General features: G+C 58.5%; 15 protein-coding genes. 6 read left to right on the forward strand and 9 right to left on the reverse strand.

The genetic code is table 11. The features are described from left to right. Positions 1-171 precede the first annotated feature (171 nt). From rapA to IEN85_RS20210, 4 genes are all read left to right on the forward strand, one after another. Positions 172-3,033, forward strand: coding sequence for an RNA polymerase-associated protein RapA (gene rapA, locus IEN85_RS20195; protein ID WP_191618914.1), 2,862 nt, complete (start codon positions 172-174; stop codon positions 3,031-3,033). 54 nt (positions 3,034-3,087) lie between these two features. Further along, positions 3,088-3,669, forward strand: coding sequence for an SGNH/GDSL hydrolase family protein (locus IEN85_RS20200; RefSeq protein WP_191618915.1), 582 nt, complete (start codon positions 3,088-3,090; stop codon positions 3,667-3,669). 231 nt (positions 3,670-3,900) lie between these two features. Then, on the forward strand, positions 3,901-4,167 hold the full coding sequence (locus IEN85_RS20205; RefSeq protein WP_191618916.1) for a hypothetical protein: 267 nt from the start codon (positions 3,901-3,903) through the stop codon (positions 4,165-4,167). A 51-nt stretch (positions 4,168-4,218) separates the two neighbouring features. Further along, positions 4,219-5,436 carry a hypothetical protein gene (locus tag IEN85_RS20210; RefSeq protein WP_191618917.1) on the forward strand — a complete coding sequence of 406 codons (1,218 nt, stop codon included), beginning with the start codon at positions 4,219-4,221 and terminating at the stop codon, positions 5,434-5,436. Positions 5,437-5,528: 92 nt separating this feature from the next. Here the strand turns inward: IEN85_RS20210 and IEN85_RS20215 are convergent, their stop codons facing one another. Together IEN85_RS20215 and IEN85_RS20220 are read right to left on the reverse strand one after the other, a co-directional pair. Next, a complete protein-coding gene (locus tag IEN85_RS20215; RefSeq protein WP_191618918.1) occupies positions 5,529-6,245 on the reverse strand; it encodes a putative metalloprotease CJM1_0395 family protein in 717 nt (238 codons plus the stop codon). 184 nt (positions 6,246-6,429) lie between these two features. Next, positions 6,430-6,642: a hypothetical protein gene (locus IEN85_RS20220; RefSeq protein WP_191618919.1), complete on the reverse strand. Its 213-nt coding sequence runs from the start codon at positions 6,640-6,642 to the stop codon at positions 6,430-6,432. 93 nt (positions 6,643-6,735) lie between these two features. Here IEN85_RS20220 and IEN85_RS20225 point away from each other — a divergent pair, with 93 nt between their 5' ends. Then, positions 6,736-7,635 carry a LysR family transcriptional regulator gene (locus IEN85_RS20225; protein ID WP_191618920.1) on the forward strand — a complete coding sequence of 300 codons (900 nt, stop codon included), beginning with the start codon at positions 6,736-6,738 and terminating at the stop codon, positions 7,633-7,635. A 116-nt stretch (positions 7,636-7,751) separates the two neighbouring features. Here IEN85_RS20225 and IEN85_RS20230 read toward each other — a convergent pair whose 3' ends face one another. The 7 genes from IEN85_RS20230 to IEN85_RS20260 all read right to left on the reverse strand — a co-directional run bounded on the left by IEN85_RS20230 (position 7,752) and on the right by IEN85_RS20260 (position 15,318). Beyond that, on the reverse strand, positions 7,752-8,912 hold the full coding sequence (locus IEN85_RS20230; protein ID WP_224772750.1) for a Gfo/Idh/MocA family protein: 1,161 nt from the start codon (positions 8,910-8,912) through the stop codon (positions 7,752-7,754). 27 nt (positions 8,913-8,939) lie between these two features. Next, positions 8,940-10,019, reverse strand: a complete 1,080-nt coding sequence (locus IEN85_RS20235) for a Gfo/Idh/MocA family protein (protein WP_191618921.1) — start codon at positions 10,017-10,019, stop codon at positions 8,940-8,942. Between the two features lie 105 nt (positions 10,020-10,124). Continuing rightward, positions 10,125-11,168, reverse strand: a complete 1,044-nt coding sequence (locus IEN85_RS20240; protein ID WP_191618922.1) for a sugar phosphate isomerase/epimerase family protein — start codon at positions 11,166-11,168, stop codon at positions 10,125-10,127. A 114-nt stretch (positions 11,169-11,282) separates the two neighbouring features. Next, positions 11,283-12,617, reverse strand: coding sequence for a DUF1343 domain-containing protein (locus tag IEN85_RS20245; protein WP_191618923.1), 1,335 nt, complete (start codon positions 12,615-12,617; stop codon positions 11,283-11,285). A 2-nt stretch (positions 12,618-12,619) separates the two neighbouring features. Then, positions 12,620-13,228 carry a DUF2062 domain-containing protein gene (locus IEN85_RS20250; RefSeq protein WP_191618924.1) on the reverse strand — a complete coding sequence of 203 codons (609 nt, stop codon included), beginning with the start codon at positions 13,226-13,228 and terminating at the stop codon, positions 12,620-12,622. Between the two features lie 143 nt (positions 13,229-13,371). Further along, entirely contained in the window at positions 13,372-14,577 is a 1,206-nt protein-coding gene (locus IEN85_RS20255; protein ID WP_191618925.1) for a glycerate kinase family protein, read from the reverse strand. A 9-nt stretch (positions 14,578-14,586) separates the two neighbouring features. Beyond that, positions 14,587-15,318 (reverse strand): BON domain-containing protein, encoded by a 732-nt coding sequence (locus tag IEN85_RS20260; protein ID WP_191618926.1) that lies wholly within the window; start codon positions 15,316-15,318, stop codon positions 14,587-14,589. A gap of 199 nt (positions 15,319-15,517) precedes the next feature. Here IEN85_RS20260 and IEN85_RS20265 point away from each other — a divergent pair, with 199 nt between their 5' ends. Then, positions 15,518-16,471: a TrmH family RNA methyltransferase gene (locus tag IEN85_RS20265; RefSeq protein ID WP_191618927.1), complete on the forward strand. Its 954-nt coding sequence runs from the start codon at positions 15,518-15,520 to the stop codon at positions 16,469-16,471. Positions 16,472-16,486: the final 15 nt, after the last annotated feature.

Below are 16,486 nucleotides of genomic sequence, written 5' to 3' on the forward strand. Positions count from 1 at the left end.
ACCTCCCTTGGGTAATCGACTTTCGGCGGGCAGTTTTAAGCGATAAAATCCCCAATCTAGGGTGATGTCCCTGCTCGTCTTGCGTATTTGCGGCCATGGAGCACGAAGAATTCGAAACTTGTAGGATTTCTCGTAGATTTTTGCGATGTTTCACGCAAGCTACCCCGCCGAATGAACAAGTACGTAGTAGGTCAGCGATTTGTGAGCGAACCGGAGCCGGAGCTCGGTTTGGGAATAGTAGAGGAGGTCGACGGTTTTCGCGTCACCTTGGGATTTCCCGCCTCGGGCGAACGCCGCATTTATGCTGCCGGCGCGAGCGTGCTCAAACGCGTGCTTTTTCGGGAAGGGGAGCGGGTCAATTCCAAGTCGGGCGTGTCCTTCACCGTGGAAGCGCTAGTCGACGTGGACGGCTTGATCACCTACCAAGGCGAGGGCCAAACGCTCTGCGAAGCGGAGCTGGTTGCTGCGGGCAGCTTCAATCACCCGCAGGATCGTTTGATGGCGGGCCAGGTGGACGACAACGAAGTCTTCGACCTGCGACAGCGGGCATTGCTGCTGCAGAACGAGCTGCGCAGCTCGGAGCTGCGGGGATTCTTCGGGGGGCGTCTCGACCTGATCCCTCATCAATACTACATCCTGAAGGAAGTTTCTTCGCGTCAGCTGCCGCGCGTCTTGCTGTCCGACGAGGTCGGCTTGGGGAAGACCATCGAGGCTTGTTTGATCCTGCAGCGATTGCGCGCGGTCGGCCGCGCGGAACGAGCCCTCATCTTGGTGCCGGAACCGCTGGTGCACCAGTGGTTCGTGGAACTGCTGCGGCGCTTCGGCTTGTGGTTTGGGATATTCGACGAAGCTCGTTGCCGAGCCTTGGAGGCAAGTAACGGTGGGGAGAATCCCTTCTTGGACGAGCAGCTGGTGCTTTGCAGCGTGGACTACTTGGCCCATAGCGAAGTGAGGCGGGCTCAGGCCATCGATGCAGGCTGGGACATCGTAATCGTAGACGAGGCCCACCACTTGGAGTGGTCGCCGGAGGAAGCCAGCGACGAATACCAGTTGGTTGAAGCGCTCGGGCAAAAGAGTCCGGGACTGCTTTTGCTCACGGCGACACCGACCCAACTCGGTTTAGCCGGTCACTTCGCTCGCTTGCGTTTGCTCGACCCTGACCGGTATTCAGATTTGGATACGTTCCAAGAGGAGATGGCGGACTTCGGTCGCGTGGCGGAAATCGCGGGCAAGATCATTGACCAGGAAACGCTGGAAGCTTCCGACGAAAAGGCCTTGCAAGAGATCTTCCATCGAGACCAAGCCGGGCTCAAAAAGCGTCTCCAAGATCTCGCAAAGAAGAAGAAGGGAGCTCGGGAGTCATTGCTCAAAGCTCTGCTCGACGAGCATGGAACGGGACGCGTGGTTTTCCGCAATACGCGAGCGAACATGAAGGGTTTTCCCAAGCGCATGTATTGTCCCGCCCCGCTCAAGAGCGGAGGGGACAAGGTTCTGTTGGCCAAGTTGGTTCGCGAACTTCAGGCGGAGTCTTCCGACAGCGAGTCCGATATCCGCTACAATTTCAAAGGCGACCCGCGTTTGGATTGGCTCGTCTCTTTCCTCAAGGCCCGCAAGGGAGCCAAGACGTTGCTTATCTGCAAGTCTCGCCAGAAGGCGATCGCCCTCGACGCGGCCTTGAAGGAAGTGCTCAACATCAACGTGGGGCTCTTCCACGAGGAATTGCAGCTGGTGCAGCGTGACCGCAATGCCGCTTGGTTCGCGGAAGAAGAGGGCGCCCAGCTGCTCATTTGCTCGGAGATTGGCAGCGAAGGGCGTAACTTCCAGTTCGCCCATCATTTGGTGCTCTTCGATTTGCCGATCAACCCAGGACTGCTGGAGCAGCGTATCGGCCGTCTCGATCGTATTGGTCAAACAAGTACGATTCAGATTCACGTTCCTTATGTGGTGGGCTCGCCGCAGGAGTGCATCGCCGAATGGTGCCACCAGGGAATCGACGGTTTCGAAAGCTGCGTACATGGAGGAGCGGAGTACTTGGCGAAATTTGGGGAATCGCTGGTGTCCTTGGCAGTTGAATACGGTTCGAGCAAGAAGACGAATCGCGACAAGCTGGAGGCTTTCATCGAAGAGACCCAAGCCTTCCGCGAGGAAATATCGGCTCGCCTCGCCAAGGGGCGCGACCGTTTGTTGGAGCTGAATTCTTTTGACGCAGCGGTGGCTGACGAAGTCGTTCGCAAGGTGCGAGCTGCGGAGAAAGACTCTAACTTGAAGGCTTTCTTGTACGATCTTTTGGACTTCTACGGAGTGCGAGTCGACGAGCAGGAGGACGGCGACGTGATATTGGATCCCTCGCATGCGTACGTGGAGTCCTTCCCCTCGCTTCCGCCGGAAGGAGCCTTGGCTACCTTTGAACGCCAGCGAGCGATAACGCGCGAGGACATGATGTTCGTTACGCCCGACCATTCCTTGGTAGGCGATTCGATCGACCTGCTCGTCAATTCCGAGAAGGGCGTATCCGCCTTTTCGTTACATGAGAGCGATGACCCGGGCTTGAGCGTGGAAGTGGTTTTCGTGCTAGAGACGGTGGCGCTTTCTCACCTGCACGTGGATCGTTTCCTTTCGCCTACGCCCATTCGAGTGGTGGTGGATATTCGCGGGAGCGATCTCTCGGAGGAACGTCCTTTGGAGTGGGCGGCGGAAAACCTGGAGCCGGGAGACATCAACCGTTTCCTCGAGCGTCCAGGATTCAATCGGGAGTTTCTCGATGCCATGATTGGCGGCGCGGAAGAGCTTGCTAGCAAGCGAGCCAAGAGCGTGAAGACTGCTGCCAAGTCGAAAGCCAAGAAAGTGCTGGAAGCGGAAATCGAGCGCCTGTTGGACCTGCAGAAGATCAACGACAATGTGAGCGAAGAAGAGATCGCCATCGCCAAGGCAGAGTTGTCGGGCGTGCGGGAGGCGATTGATGAGGCTCGCTTGCGATTGGACTCGCTTCGTCTCGTGGTCGAGGGCGAAGTCGACGGCTTGCAGCCCACCTGATGAGTTGCGAGTTTGCTGCCGCCGCGCTAGCGTTTTCTTTCTAATCGATACTTCATGAAAAGAATTGTGATGATGGGTGACGAGGTTTGCTCCGACTACTGTCCGGTGCTGGCCGCTCTTCTCAAAGAGGACGCTGAGCTGTGGCTCGCTCCTAAGCCGGTCGCCACCTCGGTGGATCACCTTGTGGGTGTTGGCGAATGGGTGTTGCCGCGTCAACCGGAGGTCGCGGTATTCGCTTCCGGAATCTTGGACACCCGAAAAATATGCTTTGGCGAAAACGAGCGTTTGGTTCCCTTGACCGCCTTCGCTCGCAACGTTCGCTGCATTCTCAAGATGGTCCTGGAGCAGAGCACCTCGACACCGGTTTGGATTACCATGCCTCCGGTAGACGTCCGGCATGTGAAGAGCGAGTCGGAGTTTGGCTACGACAACGAGACCATATCCCTCTACAACGAGGAGGCCAAAGCGGTGGCTCGCATGCTAGGAGTTGCGGTGATCGATCTCTACGGTATCGTGAAAGCGGCCTCGCGGGCGGATTCCTACCGACCGGAGGGAGTTCGATTCGATGGCCGGGGCAGCGACTACAACGCCAACGCCATCGCGGTACGCCTCCGCGAGATTTGCGCCAAGGCGTAAATCTCGTCTTTGTTAAGCCAATTCTTAGAGACTGCGAGCGCCGGCCTTGTAATCTAGCGAGCGAGAGCGGGGCGTGCCTCCAATTCGGTACATTGCTGATTTGGTCCCGCTTCGCTCAGGGTTTTCCTTAGGTTTTTTGCCCTCCTAGTGGGCGGAACCTAAGAAAATTGAGTAAATTGAGCGCTATACTCTATTGTTTTGCTGAGCGGATCTGCTAAAACAAATGGGTAAATGTCATTCGATAGCGCCATACCTGTGAACCGCATTGCCTATGGGCGAAACGAGAGTTTCGGCCATGAGTCCCGTGGGCGCAGCGCTTACGAGTCTAAGGAGGAGCGCTCAGGCAGTCGACAGACTGTGAACATTTCCCAAGACACTTTACTGAAGGTGGCTCGGGCCAAGCTGGGGCGCATGGTGGACGCGCGTCGCGGCTACAACCAGCACGGCTTGCTCGCTGGAGAGCCAACCGTCGGCAGCCTCTTGTCTACCAAGGCTTAGCGAGTAAATTCGCATTGGCAAAAGCCTTCGAAGCGGACAGCTTTTGCCTCGATGGAATTTATCAACAGCCTCCTCTACGCGACTGGACTTTCTGGGTTCTTCGCATCCCGAGCGTTTCTGCCCGCATTTGCCGCTGCCTTTGCCATGAAGTACGGGCATTTGGTGCCTTGGCTTGGCAGCATCGAGTTCGTGCAGAAGATGGCGGACGCCCCGACTTGGTTTACGCATCCTGCGGTGGTCTGGGGGCTTGGGGCCTTGGCGGTCGCGGAAATGCTGGCCGAGCGCTCTCCTGAAATTCGGGAGCTGCTGGACGAGGGCTTGGTCTATGCCAAGACCGGTTTGTCGGCGGCGACCAGCTACGGTCTGCTGAGCGCTGCGGACGCGGAAGTCGTGGGAGATCTCGTCTCGCAGGCCGGTTTTCTCGATTCCATTCCGGCAGCCATCTCTGGGGGGCTGACTTTTTTCCTCACCATGACCCGCAATGGGGTGGTGGGAATTTTGAGCGAGGCGGACGAGGACGACTCCTTGGGCATGCGCAAGTTCATCAGCTGGTGCGAGGAGATTTGGGCGACCTTTGGGGTTTGGGTGCTTTTGGCGATTCCGGCGGCGGTGCTGTTGCTCAACGGGATCGTGTTTGGCGTGCTCTACCTGATCCGCAAGCGGCACGAGGGCAAGATGGAAGCGGCCCGCATCGAATGCCCGAAGTGCCAGACCAAGATTCACTGTTTCGCTACCGCTTGCTTGAGCTGCGACACTCCCAACGAAAATCCGGTGGCGCTCGGCTTCTTAGGTGGGATGCTGGAGGAAAAGCAGCGCGACGTGATGGCTCAGAAGGTACGCCTGATCGAGCTGAAGCGTTCGCCGAAATCCGGCGAGAAAGTGAAGGGGCGTGGCGCGGACATCACCTGCCAAGAAGACAGTGTCGCGGTGTTCGGCGACAAGGAAGTTAACGAGCAGTATTTCAAGACGGTCGACGCTCGCTTGCCCAAGGTGCTGATCGTCTCGGCCGCGCTTGGTTTCGTACCGATTCTTGGTTTGATCGCGGGTGTGATCTATTACCGCCTTCAGCTGGTGGCCCCATACCGTCGCTATTTGCCGTGGAGCAAAGGGTTTTTGACCAAGTGGCTGGTTCGCTTGGTGCTGCTGTTGCTGGCAGCCCTGCAAATCGTGGGCTTCGGTATCTTCGCGGTCCCTCTCATGGCATTGATAAACCATTGGATGTACCGTAACGCATTTCGGTCGGGCCTGAAGAAGAAGGGGCTGATCTAGGGGGAGTCAGCTTTTCCTAGGTGGCGCGGCCGCTCCGCGGGCGCGACTCGCATGCCAAGCTGTTTTGTCGCCCGCGGAGCGACCGACCCACCTCACTGTTGCTTGCCGTAGATCTGGCTGGCTAGGGCGAGGTAGGGATTGGGGCGCGGCTCGGAGTTTTCCTCGCCGGATGCGTCTTCTTCGCTGTCGCTGGGTGAAGCGGCGAAGACTTGGCGGGAAGAGGTGATTTCGCCTCTGTCGCTGTCGTTCGACGCGTCTGCTTTCGAAGCGAATCGTCCAGCCTCCTTTTCGGTTTTTCCGGCTTCCTTGGCGGCGGCTTCCATTTCCATGCTGGAAGCGGCTGCGGCGACCTTCAGGTCTTGGGGCGAAGGGTCGGAAGGGGCGAGGGCGGCGGCCCGGATTTGTTGGGCCTTGCGTTCGGTTTCCTCGGGGGTACGCCCCGGGGAAGTGTCGATTTTGACGTTGCCGCCGATGGCGTATTGGCGTCCGTCCGGACCGGTTTGGTACACGTAGTTGGGACCACCCATGGCGAGGCTTCCGGCGGCGGCCATGTGAGCTTGCTCGTGGGCCCGAACCTCGGCGTCGCGTTGCTTAAGCTTTTCGACCTGTTCTTTTTCCGCGGCGTCGAGCTCTTGAGGATTGGAGGTTTTTTTCCCCTCCTGCTCTTTCGATTCGTTGCTCCGCAGGGTGTTCTGGGGATCGAAAGCGTCCTCTTGTAAGTCGGTCGCGGAGGGTGGGCGCTCACCGTGAGAGTGGTGGCGTTGGGTGCCGTAGGAGGCGAAGCTGGCGCTGCTGACGGGGCCGATCATTTGCAAAATAGGTAAGGCGCGTGGCCTTGGGGGGATAAATCGACCTATGGAATGAGAATTTTAGCTCAAAGCCGGGCGATGGCTTTGGCTGGAATTGCAAAGCCCCCAGCTGTTGAGGCTGAGGGCTTTGGTTCTTTGTCGGGATTGTGGTCCCTTTTTTTTATTTAATTCGAGACAGGCTATCTTAGGCGTGCGAGCGTTTCTTCATCTGGCGTGTCTTCAAACGGGAGCCAGTCCCCCGGCGCAGCTCGAGCGCTCCTAGGAATCCGAGTGCTACGATGACCGCAGTACTCGCAGTTAGCATTTCTGCTCCTCGGTAGAGGTTCAGAATCCCCAGACCTGCCACAAAGGCGATCAGGGAAGCTACGATTATGTGTCTGGTGTAGTGTGTGTTCATTGTTGGATGCTGGTGTTGCCAGCGTGGGTACTATATCGGATTTCATTTATAAGTTGAAATACTAATAAATTATGCAATCCATAGGATTCGACTATGGAATTGCATCAGCTCAGGTACTTTTTGGCGGTAGCGGAGGAGGGGAACTTCACGCGAGCGGCGGAGAAATGCTTCGTGTCTCAGCCGTCGCTGAGCGCTCAGATCATCAAGTTGGAGGGAGAACTCGGTCAAAAGCTCTTCAATCGCTTGGGGCGACGAGCCGAACTGACGCGGGCGGGCGAGTTTCTCGAGACGCGGGCTCGCAACATCTTGATGGAGGTGGAAAACGCCGAGCGTCAGATCAAGGAGAACGAAGAGGATATTTCTGGCGTGGTAAAAGTCGGAGTGACGCCCTCGGTGACTCCCTATTTTATTCCGCCTTTGATTCGGATGTGCCGCGAGCGTTACCCGAACTTGGAGGTGCATGTGCAGGAGAGTTTGCGTCGACGTTTGATCGACGATGTTTCGGGTGGCTTGATCGAGGTGGCGATATCGTCTTACACGGGGGATACGCCAACGATTGATGCGGAGCCGATTTTGCGGGAGGACCTGGTGTTGGCGGTTTCCAAGAAGCATCGTTTGGCCACGCAGCAGTCGAAGGTTTCGATAGACGATTTCAAGGACGAGCCTTTGGTGATGCTGGGGGAGTCGGCGACCTTGGGTGACAAGGTTTTCGATTTTTTCGATCGCATGAACATCCAGCCCAAGGTGGTGGGCTTGTGCTCGCAGGTGCGTTCGGTGAAGGAGATGGTGAACTTGGGCATGGGGGTGGCGATCTTGCCGGCCATGGCTAAGGAGGAGCACCTGCCGTTCGACATCGTGTACCGTTCGCTCGTCTCGGAGCGGATGACGCGCTTGCTCTTTGCCTTGACGCATTCGCGTCGTTACCTGTCGCCGGGAGCCCGCGTATTTGTGGATCTGATACGCGAGGTGGCCTACTCGATTGACTCGAAGTAGAATCGGCGCTGCGGACGAGTTGAAACTCGTCCCTCGCTATTTGCGCTACGAAAAAGGACGCCTCTTGGAGGCGTCCTTTTGAGTTTGGGAAGTTGATATCGCGAGCAAGGTCGCTTCTACGCTTTAATGAACTTGGTCCACTTGGCCTTGGCCTTGGAGGACTTGACCACGCTTTCGATGAAGGCCATGCCTTCGAGGCCGTCGTCTACGTTGGGGAAGTCCAAGTTCTTTGGCATCTTCTTGCCTTCGACTTCGGCGGCGATCGCCTTGGCGGCTGCGAGGTAGACGTTGGCGAAGGCTTCGATAAAGGCTTCCGGGTGGCCGAAGGGCGTACGGGTGTTTTCTTGGGCAGCCTTGCAGAGGTAGTCGTTACCGCGGCGATAGATTTGGCGTGGCTTGTCGGCGTACTTGACGATGAGCTCGTTGGGATGCTCCTGATGCCACTCGAGTGACGCCTTTTCTCCGTAGATGCGGATATTGAGGTTGTTCTCGTCGCCTCCGGATATCTGGGAAGCGTAGAGGATGCCCTTGGCTCCGCCCTTGTAGCGGATGAGTACGTTGCCGTCGTCGTCGAGCTCACGACCCGGAATAAATGCGGTGAGCTCTGCGCAGAGCTCCTCGATTTCCAGTCCCGTGATGTAGCGTCCGAGGTTTTCGGCGTGTGTACCGATATCTCCGATACAGTTGGAGATGCCAGCGACTGCGGGGTCGGCCCGCCACGAGTCAATTGCTCCGCTCGCCTTGGCGGTGATATCGCCCACTGCGTAACCTTGAGGGTACTCTGTAACGATTTTAAGGATACGCCCGAGCTTGCCTTTCTGGACCATGTCGCGGGCTTCCTTAACCATGGGATAGCCGGTGTAGTTGTGCGTGAGGGCGAACACTTTTCCGGACTTTTCCACGATCTTCTTGAGTTGCTTGCCTTCCTTGAGGGTGAAGGTCATGGGCTTGTCGCAGATTACGTTGAAGCCGTGTTCGAGGAAGCACTTGGCGACGGCGTAGTGCATGTTGTTGCGAACGACGATACTGACGAAGTCGATGCGTTCGTCGGCGGGCAGGGCCGCTTCGGCCTTTGCCATTTCCTCGTAGGAGGCGTAGACGCGGTTGGGGTCGAGGTGGAAGTCTTGGCCAGAGAGCTTGGACTTCTTGGGATCTGCGGAGAAGGCTCCGGCGACCAGTTCGATTTTTCCGTCCAGGTTGGCAGCCATGCGGTGAACGGCGCCGATAAACGCGCCGCGGCCGCCGCCGACCATTCCCATTCTGAGTTTTCGTTTCATAAGTTTGATTCTGTTTTGTGGTTGGGGTTAGCAGGCGACAGGCTTGCCGGACTTGGCGGATTCGTAGAGGGCGTCGATTACCTTCATGAGCGAAAGCGCTTGGTCGGGGGTATTGAGCGGTTTCTCCTCGCCTGTGATGGTATAGATAAAGTTAGCGGCGGAGCGGGAGCGTCCCATGTCTTCGCACGGTTCGGTGACGATGCTGCGGTTGACGGAGTTTCCGCCTTCCTGAGTATACAGTTCGCAGCTGTCGATGGAGGTTTCGTCGAGACCGTCGGTGCCGAAGAGGCGTTCGATTTTTCCGCCGGCGCCGGTGCCTTGGAAGACCACGGAGACTTCCTCGCGCTTCACCAGCTCTGCCCAGGAGACTTGGAGGTTGAGCGTTTGGCCGGACTTGAAGGTGACGAATCCGTGGGCGGCGGCTTCTACGTTGGTAGGCCCTCCTGCGTCGGGGATGCCCCAGGGGCCTTTGAAGTTTTTGTCGTCGATGAAGTCGGAGAAGGTTTGTCCAAGAACGTATGCCGGCTCCGGGTAGTCCATCAGGTACATGGCGAGGTCGACCATGTGGAGCAGGTCGATGAGCGGGCCGCCGCCGGCTAGGTCCTTGTTGGTGAACCAGCCGCCGAAGCCGGGGATGCCGGTACGGCGTATCCATTTTGCTTGGGCGGAATTGATGCGGCCGATGGTGCCGTCTTCGGCGTAAGCCTTCATGGCGAAGGATTCGGGACGTGCGCGGTTGTTGAAGTTGAACATCAGCGTCTTGCCCGCTTTTTCGGCGGCGTCCTTCATTTGCTGCACGCCGGCGGCGTCGATCGCTGGCGGCTTTTCGCAAAAGACGTGCTTGCCGGCCTCCAGCGCCTGGATGGCGAGGGGCGCGTGGAATTTGTTGGGCACGATGATGGTGACGGCGTCGAGGTCTGGCAGCTCCGCGAACATGGTTTCGATGCTGCCGTACGCCTTTGCTACGCCGTACTTTTGGGCGGCGGCTTGGGCAGCGGCTTCGTTGAGGTCGGCGATGGCGACGATTTGCGCGCCCGCCTGCTTGAATCCTGCGATGTGGTATTGGGCCATGCCGCCCGCTCCGATGACTCCTACTTTAATAGACATTCTCGTTTTTTGGGTTCCGGGGTTCAGCTTCCGGTGGTTGAAAGAAAAAAAGGTGGGGGGATGCGAAAGCCCGCCGGATTCGCGACGGGCTTCGGATTTAAGCTACTACTGCTTCTCCTTGTCGAAGGCAGCGTCGAAGGCGACGTTGCTGGGAGGGAAGTCGACGGCGCGGACGAAGTCGGAGGCTTCCGAGCCGCCGTGCACGCGGTCCATGCGGATGTCTTCCCATTCTACGGAGAGCGGGCCGGCGTAGCCGATGTCGTTGAGGGCGACGATGATTTCCTCGAAGTTGATGTCGCCGTGGCCAAGGGAACGGAAATCCCAGTAGCGTTTGGGGTCGCCGAAGTTGGTGTGTCCGCCGAAGACGCCTACGGAGCCGTCGCCGTGTCCCCACCAAGCGTCCTTCATATGGACGTGGTAGATGCGGTCGGAGAACTCGCGGATGAAGCGGACGTAGTCTACGCCTTGGTAGCCGAGGTGGGAGGGGTCGTAGTTGAAGCCGAAGCGCTTGTGTCCCTTGACGGCTTTGATGGCGCGGCGGGCTGAAGCGGTGTCGAAGGCGATTTCGGTGGGGTGCACTTCGAGGCCGAAGTTGACGTTGACCTTGTCGAAGGCGTTGAGGATGGGGATCCAGCGCTTGGCAAAGTCGTCGAAGCCCTTGTCGAGGAAGGCTTGGTCAGTGGGTGGGAAAGCGTAGAGGGCGTGCCAGATGGAGGAGCCGGTGAAGCCGTTGACGCAGACGGGGAAGTCGTCGGTCTTGCCGCGACCTGGCTTGCAGTCGAAAAACTTGCGGGCGGCCTTGGCGGTGCGGATCATTTCCTTGGCGGCGCGCTTGCGTACGCCTTCCGGTTTCCCGTCGCCCCAGATTTCGGGTGAGAGGATGGCCTTGTGGCGTTCGTCGATATTGTCGCAAACGGCTTGGCCGACGAGGTGGTTGGAGATGGAGAAGCAAGTGAGCCCGTTTTCCTCCAGCAGCGCCCACTTGTCCTGGCAGTACTTCTTGCTCTTGACGGCTTCTCCCACGTCGAAGTGGTCGCCCCAGCAGGCGAGCTCGAGGCCGTCGTAGCCCATTTTTTTTGCGAGCGGGGCGAGTTCCGCTAGTGAAAGGTCGGCCCACTGGCCGGTGAAGAGTGTAACGGGTCTTGGCATCTCTTGTTTTGTTTTTTTGGGTTCTGAATTTTGGAGTAAGTTGAGAGGGGGGACTTTTGTCGGCGGGAGGTGTAGCTTATCCGAAAAACGGATACGTGTCACCTAGCAGATCGACTAGTCGTAGAGCCAGAAGCGACGGCTTTCGATTTGGAATTGCTTGGCTTGCCGTTGCCAAAGGGTGATGTATCCGCTGACGTTGGCTCGCTCGCCTTTGGCGGCGAGTTCGTTCCACCAACTGGTGGAGCCGGTGTGCTTGTTGAAGAGGCTGGCTTGGGATTCGGTGGCCGAGGCGAAGGGGTTGCTGCTTTCGAACTTGGAGGTGAGCTGCATCATGTAGAAGCTCAATTCGGTGGGACGCCACTTTTGCCAGTCGGTCACGCGCACGTAGAGTCCGGTGCCTTGGTTGGTCTTCTTTTTGCTGAAAGCGATGCCTGGGATGCGGCAGGCTTCGAGCTCGGCGAGCAGGGTGTCGATGTCGACGCCTTCGTAGCGCAGGCAGCGAAATGGGTATTCGGAGCCGATGCCGTGCTTAAACCCGCCGAGTTGGGCTCCGAGTCCGGTCATGGGGTAGCCGACCACGGACTCGAAGTCGGGAATGTAGGGAGAGGTTGGCACCCACTTGAGCCCGGTCTGCGGCCAGCTCATATAGCGGTTCCAGTTTTCCATCGTGATGACCTTGAGGGTGCCGGAAAGCCGCTGGGTGTCGGTGATATTGAGTATTCCTGGTTTGGATACAGCCATGCGGGCGAGTTCGCCGATCGTCAGGCCGTGCACATAGGGGACTTGGAAGGCTCCGACGTAGCTTTGCCATTGCTGCTCGAGCGGGGGGCCGTCGACCTTGAGGCCTCCGAGTGGGTTGGGACGGTCGAGGATAATGACTTCCTTGCCGTTTTGAAAGCAGGCTTCCAGGGCAAGTTTCATGCAGCTGACGAAGGTGTAGCTGCGGGTGCCTACGTCTTGCAGGTCGATGACGAGGGTGTCGATGCCGGCGAGCATTTCGGGGGTGGGCTTGCGGTACTTGCCGTAGAGCGAGTAGACGGGCAGACCGGTGCGAGCGTCGACTTTGTCGAGTACGGGCACGTCCGCTTTTTCGTCGCCGTAGATGCCGTGCTCGGGGCCGAAGAGAGTGGTCAGGTTGACGGAGCGGGCGGAGTGGAGAATGTGGATGGTGCTGATCCCGTTTTGATTCACGCCGGCCGGATGGGTGAGCAGTCCGACACGTTTTCCTCTCAGCTCGGCGAATCGATTCGCCTCCAAGACGTCGATCCCAAGCTGCGTTTTGGTTCCGGTATTGGAATGTTGGATATGCTGGGCAGTCGCTGCGAAAGGCAGGAAAAGCAGTGCCAGCATGGCGAGAAGGGCGTGGGGGAGAGGCGCGGCTCCCAGTTTGTTCGTTGGTTCGCTCCGCATGAAGGTGGCGAAATTGTAGCGCCGTTGCGGTTTGGGCAAACCTAACTTTTAAGCATCCGCTTAACGTTTACGCTCTTATTTAGGCGTCGGAACACGAAGAAGCGGAAGACGAGGTCGACGATGAATCCGAAGATGATGCCGACTACCAGTCCGCCGATAATCATTTCGTAGGCTCCCTTGGAAATGCCGGAATGCAAGGAGGGCAGCCCCCAGATGTCGACCAGCCAGGCTCCGAACATTTTTGTGAGCAGGTAAATGGGAGCGAAAGTGATGGGATTCGTCACTAGTTGCACGGACATGATGACGAGCAAGTTGGCTCGTAGGGCAAGGGCGACAAGGAAAGCGACTGCGAACTGGGCACCGAAAATCGGCAGGAAGGCAATGATGCTCCCCATGTAGATCGCCATGCGAACTTCCCGTTCTCCGAACCTCCAAAGGTGAGGGGTCTTGCGAGCTGCCTTGGCGAACCACTTGATTACCGGCCAGCGGTGCAGGTTGGCCCGGCGCGGCAGGGGACGCAGAAACCTCTTGGTGCGTCGAATGCGAGAGTGCACGCGAGAGCGATGCTCTTCATCTTGGCGTGTCTCGGTCTCGACGTTGTTCTTCATGTGGGAGGGGATGGTAATGCGGGAGGCTCGGGGTTCGTTCAAGGAAATCTGCGATTGTTTCCCGGAATTTACCGGAGGCCGACAAAGCCGGATCCGCAGGTTACCCACTAGTAGATTCGACGTTTGGGAAAGGGCCTTGATTGGGGGATAACGCTTTTGCTGAATATTGACGCTTTTCTGGCATTCTACCGAGCGAATTCTCTCTCTATCGTTGCTCGGATATTGCGATCGGTTCGCGCGAGCGCTTCCGGCAAGGGGAGTTCGGGCGGGGAAATCGCCTTGGCTTTTGACGAGAGAATCGGATCGCCCAGTTCCCCTAGACTGCCGGCGAGCACGAGGAGTTCCTTGTTTTGGCCCAGGCAGAGGCTTGCGAGGGAGCCCGGGCCTTTTCCCTGCAGGGAAGAGGCGTCGAAGCGGCCTTCGCCAGTTATCACGAGATCGGCTCTTTCCAACTTTGCCCGTAGATTCGACCAATCGAAAACCAATTCGGCCCCCTGGACCAGCTTTCCGCCAAGGCCCAGCATCAAGCCGAAGGCGGCGCCTCCAGCAGCCCCACTGCCCGGAACGTCCATGAGGGAAGCCTCAGCGGCGCTTGCCTGGCAAAGCAGGGTGGCGAGGCGTTTCATTTCGCCCTCCAAGGCTTCGAAGTCTTCGGGCTGCAGCCCTTTTTGCGGTCCGAACACGGCGGTGGCCCCGTTTTTCCCGAGAAGCGGGTTTTCCACGTCGCAGGCGATGCGGATCGGTAGTTGAAGTTTTTCTTTTGGCGAACGTATTTCGGTGACCCGTCTCCAATGTTGGGGAGTGGCTAGGGTCTCGAGCCTTTGGCTTTGGCCTGCAAAAAATTGGTAGCCGAGGGCTTGCAGGGCGCCGAGAGCGAGGTCGTTGGTGGCGGAGCCTCCGAGTCCGATGAGGATGGCGTCGGCGCCGCGGGATTGGGCGTGGGCGATGGTCTGGCCGAGTCCGTAGCTGGTGGTGGTCCAGGGGGAGCGCTGCTCTTGGGTGACGAGGGCGATGCCGCTGGACTGGGCGAATTCCACGATGGCCAAGGTTTCCACGTCGGCGGGAAGGGCGAGGCGGTCCCTTGCGGCTGCCGAAATCTTGGCGGTCTGGACCAGCCCGTAGCGGGCGGTGGTTTCGGAGCCGAGGGGACCGGTGACTTGGCACTCCAGAAAGCGACCTTGGGAAATGCGGGTGAGGGTGTCGCAAAAACCGTCGCCTCCGTCGGCCAACGGAGAGATGTCGATGTTCCAGCTTGGCTGGCTTGCTGCCAAGGCCTCCGCCGCGGCTTGGCAGGCCTGGTGGGCAGTGAGGGCGTCTTTAAATTTGTCGAAGGCGATGAGGGCGTTTTTCATGGAAACGGGAGCGAGCTTGGCGAGCAGGGCGCGTTCCAAGTTCCGAAATTACTCCACGATGCTCAAAGTCTCCTCCACTCCGTTCACCCCTTTGGTGAAGACGGCGATCTCGATGGCCAACTTTTTGGCGTCCTCCGATTTGACGTTTCCGGACAGGGTCACGATCTGGTCCTTCACGGAAATCTTGATGGCGTCGGAGTCGAGGCGTCGCTCCAGCTTGTACTGGGCTCGGATCCCCGCGGCGATAGTCAGGTCGATGCCGTCCTCGATGAGCGGCTTGGCTTCTTCGGCGACTTCCTTGGCTTTTTCGCTGACGGTTTTGGCGATCTCCTCGGTCTTCTTGACGCCTTCCTCGATCAGCTCCTCGGAGCGTGACTTGGGCTTTTCTGGCGCCTTGTTCTCCGCTTCGGGAGCAACCGCCTCCGCTGCGTCCGGCGTGGGGCTCGGCTCTGTTTCCTCGGAGGGAGCGGGGGGCTCGTTCTCGGAAGGAGCGGCCGCCTCCGGTTTTGTCGCCGGTTTGGGAAGGGGAATGGGGTGAGGGCTGGAGTCCGTGGGGCCTTGCTCGTCTTGGAGATCCCCGCTGCCGACTTCGAAGCGGGCAGGTTCTGATTCGTCGTTGGATGCGCTAGGCTCGCTGGTTTCGGTTTCCTCCGGTTCTTCACCGAAGAGGCTCGCTTTGGCCTCCTGCAGGTTTTGGTAGGCTTGCGGGTCGGCGAAGTAGTGGGTCACGATGGAGCCGATGAAGATGCCGAGGATGAGAGCGAGGAAGAAAGTTTTCATTAAAGGTAACGCGGTTGGGCCAACGCTTTTAGGATAGAATCGGGCGCCGGGCTTCTCGTTTCAATCCCTACCTGTGTGAGTCCCGATATTTGTGGGGCGGTTCCCTGTGGGAAATCGGGGCAGCCGGCACGGATTGAGTACGGTCGAGGCCTTTCTTTCGCCTTGCTAAGAGGCGGCGGGCTCGTGTGTTTTTAGCCCGTTGAAAAACGAGCAGTCAGATTCACCATGGGGACGTAAGCGTTCGAGCGAAAAGCGAGAGCCGCAGGAGCGTCGCGACTTCAAGAAAAGCCGTCGTCCGGACGGGCGTGCCGGAGGGCGTTTCAAGGACCGCCCGCAGCGCGGAGGCCGGCCTCCTGCCAAGCGTGACGGGGTCAAGCCGGAGGTGATTCGCACGGCCCAGGGCGAGCAATGGCTGGAACCGGTTTGCGGCGTGCACGCGGTTGGCAGCGTCTTCCACTGCAAGCCGTTCATCGTGGAGCGTCTCTATTTCGACGCGGAGCTGGCTCCGATGTTTGGCGAAATCTGCAAGTTCTTGGCCAAGGAGAAGAAGCCTTACAACCAAGTCGAGTTCGACGAGCTCGCTCGCCAAGCGGGAACGCCGCATCACGGCGGGGTGGTTGCGATCGTCCGGCGTCGCCAGCCAGAGATGGCGACGACCAAGGCGGCGGAGTTTTGGGCGAAGGAAGGCATGCCGCTGTTGATTCTTGATGGCGTGAGCAATCCGGAGAACCTGGGACGCCTGGCCCGCACTTCCGCCTACTTTGGGGTGGAGAAATTTTTGATCGCCGACTCGCGCAAGCAGGCCCGACCGAACGAAGTGGCCTATCGGGCGGCTCGTGGCGGACTGGACATGGTGGACCTGCGTCTGGTGGACAATGTGCCGAGCTTCCTCAAAGGCGTTCGCAAGACGCACTTCGTGATCGGAGTCGATTTGGAAGGGCCCGGCTTGCCCGAGCACCTGGCCATTTGTCCGGAGGAGGAAATCGACAAGCCAGTCGCTATCGTCATCGGCAATGAGGAGTCAGGTTTGCTGGATTCCACCAAGCAGGAGTGTTCGGTTTTGGTTGGCATTCCGGGCAGCGGCGCGATCGACCGGCTGGACGTGGCTACGGAAGCGGCTTTGCTTTTGCAGAAGTATTTGGTGGAAGCGTAGCAGAAATGGGAATAC

The organism is Pelagicoccus enzymogenes, assembly GCF_014803405.1.
Classification (GTDB): domain Bacteria; phylum Verrucomicrobiota; class Verrucomicrobiia; order Opitutales; family Opitutaceae; genus Pelagicoccus; species Pelagicoccus enzymogenes.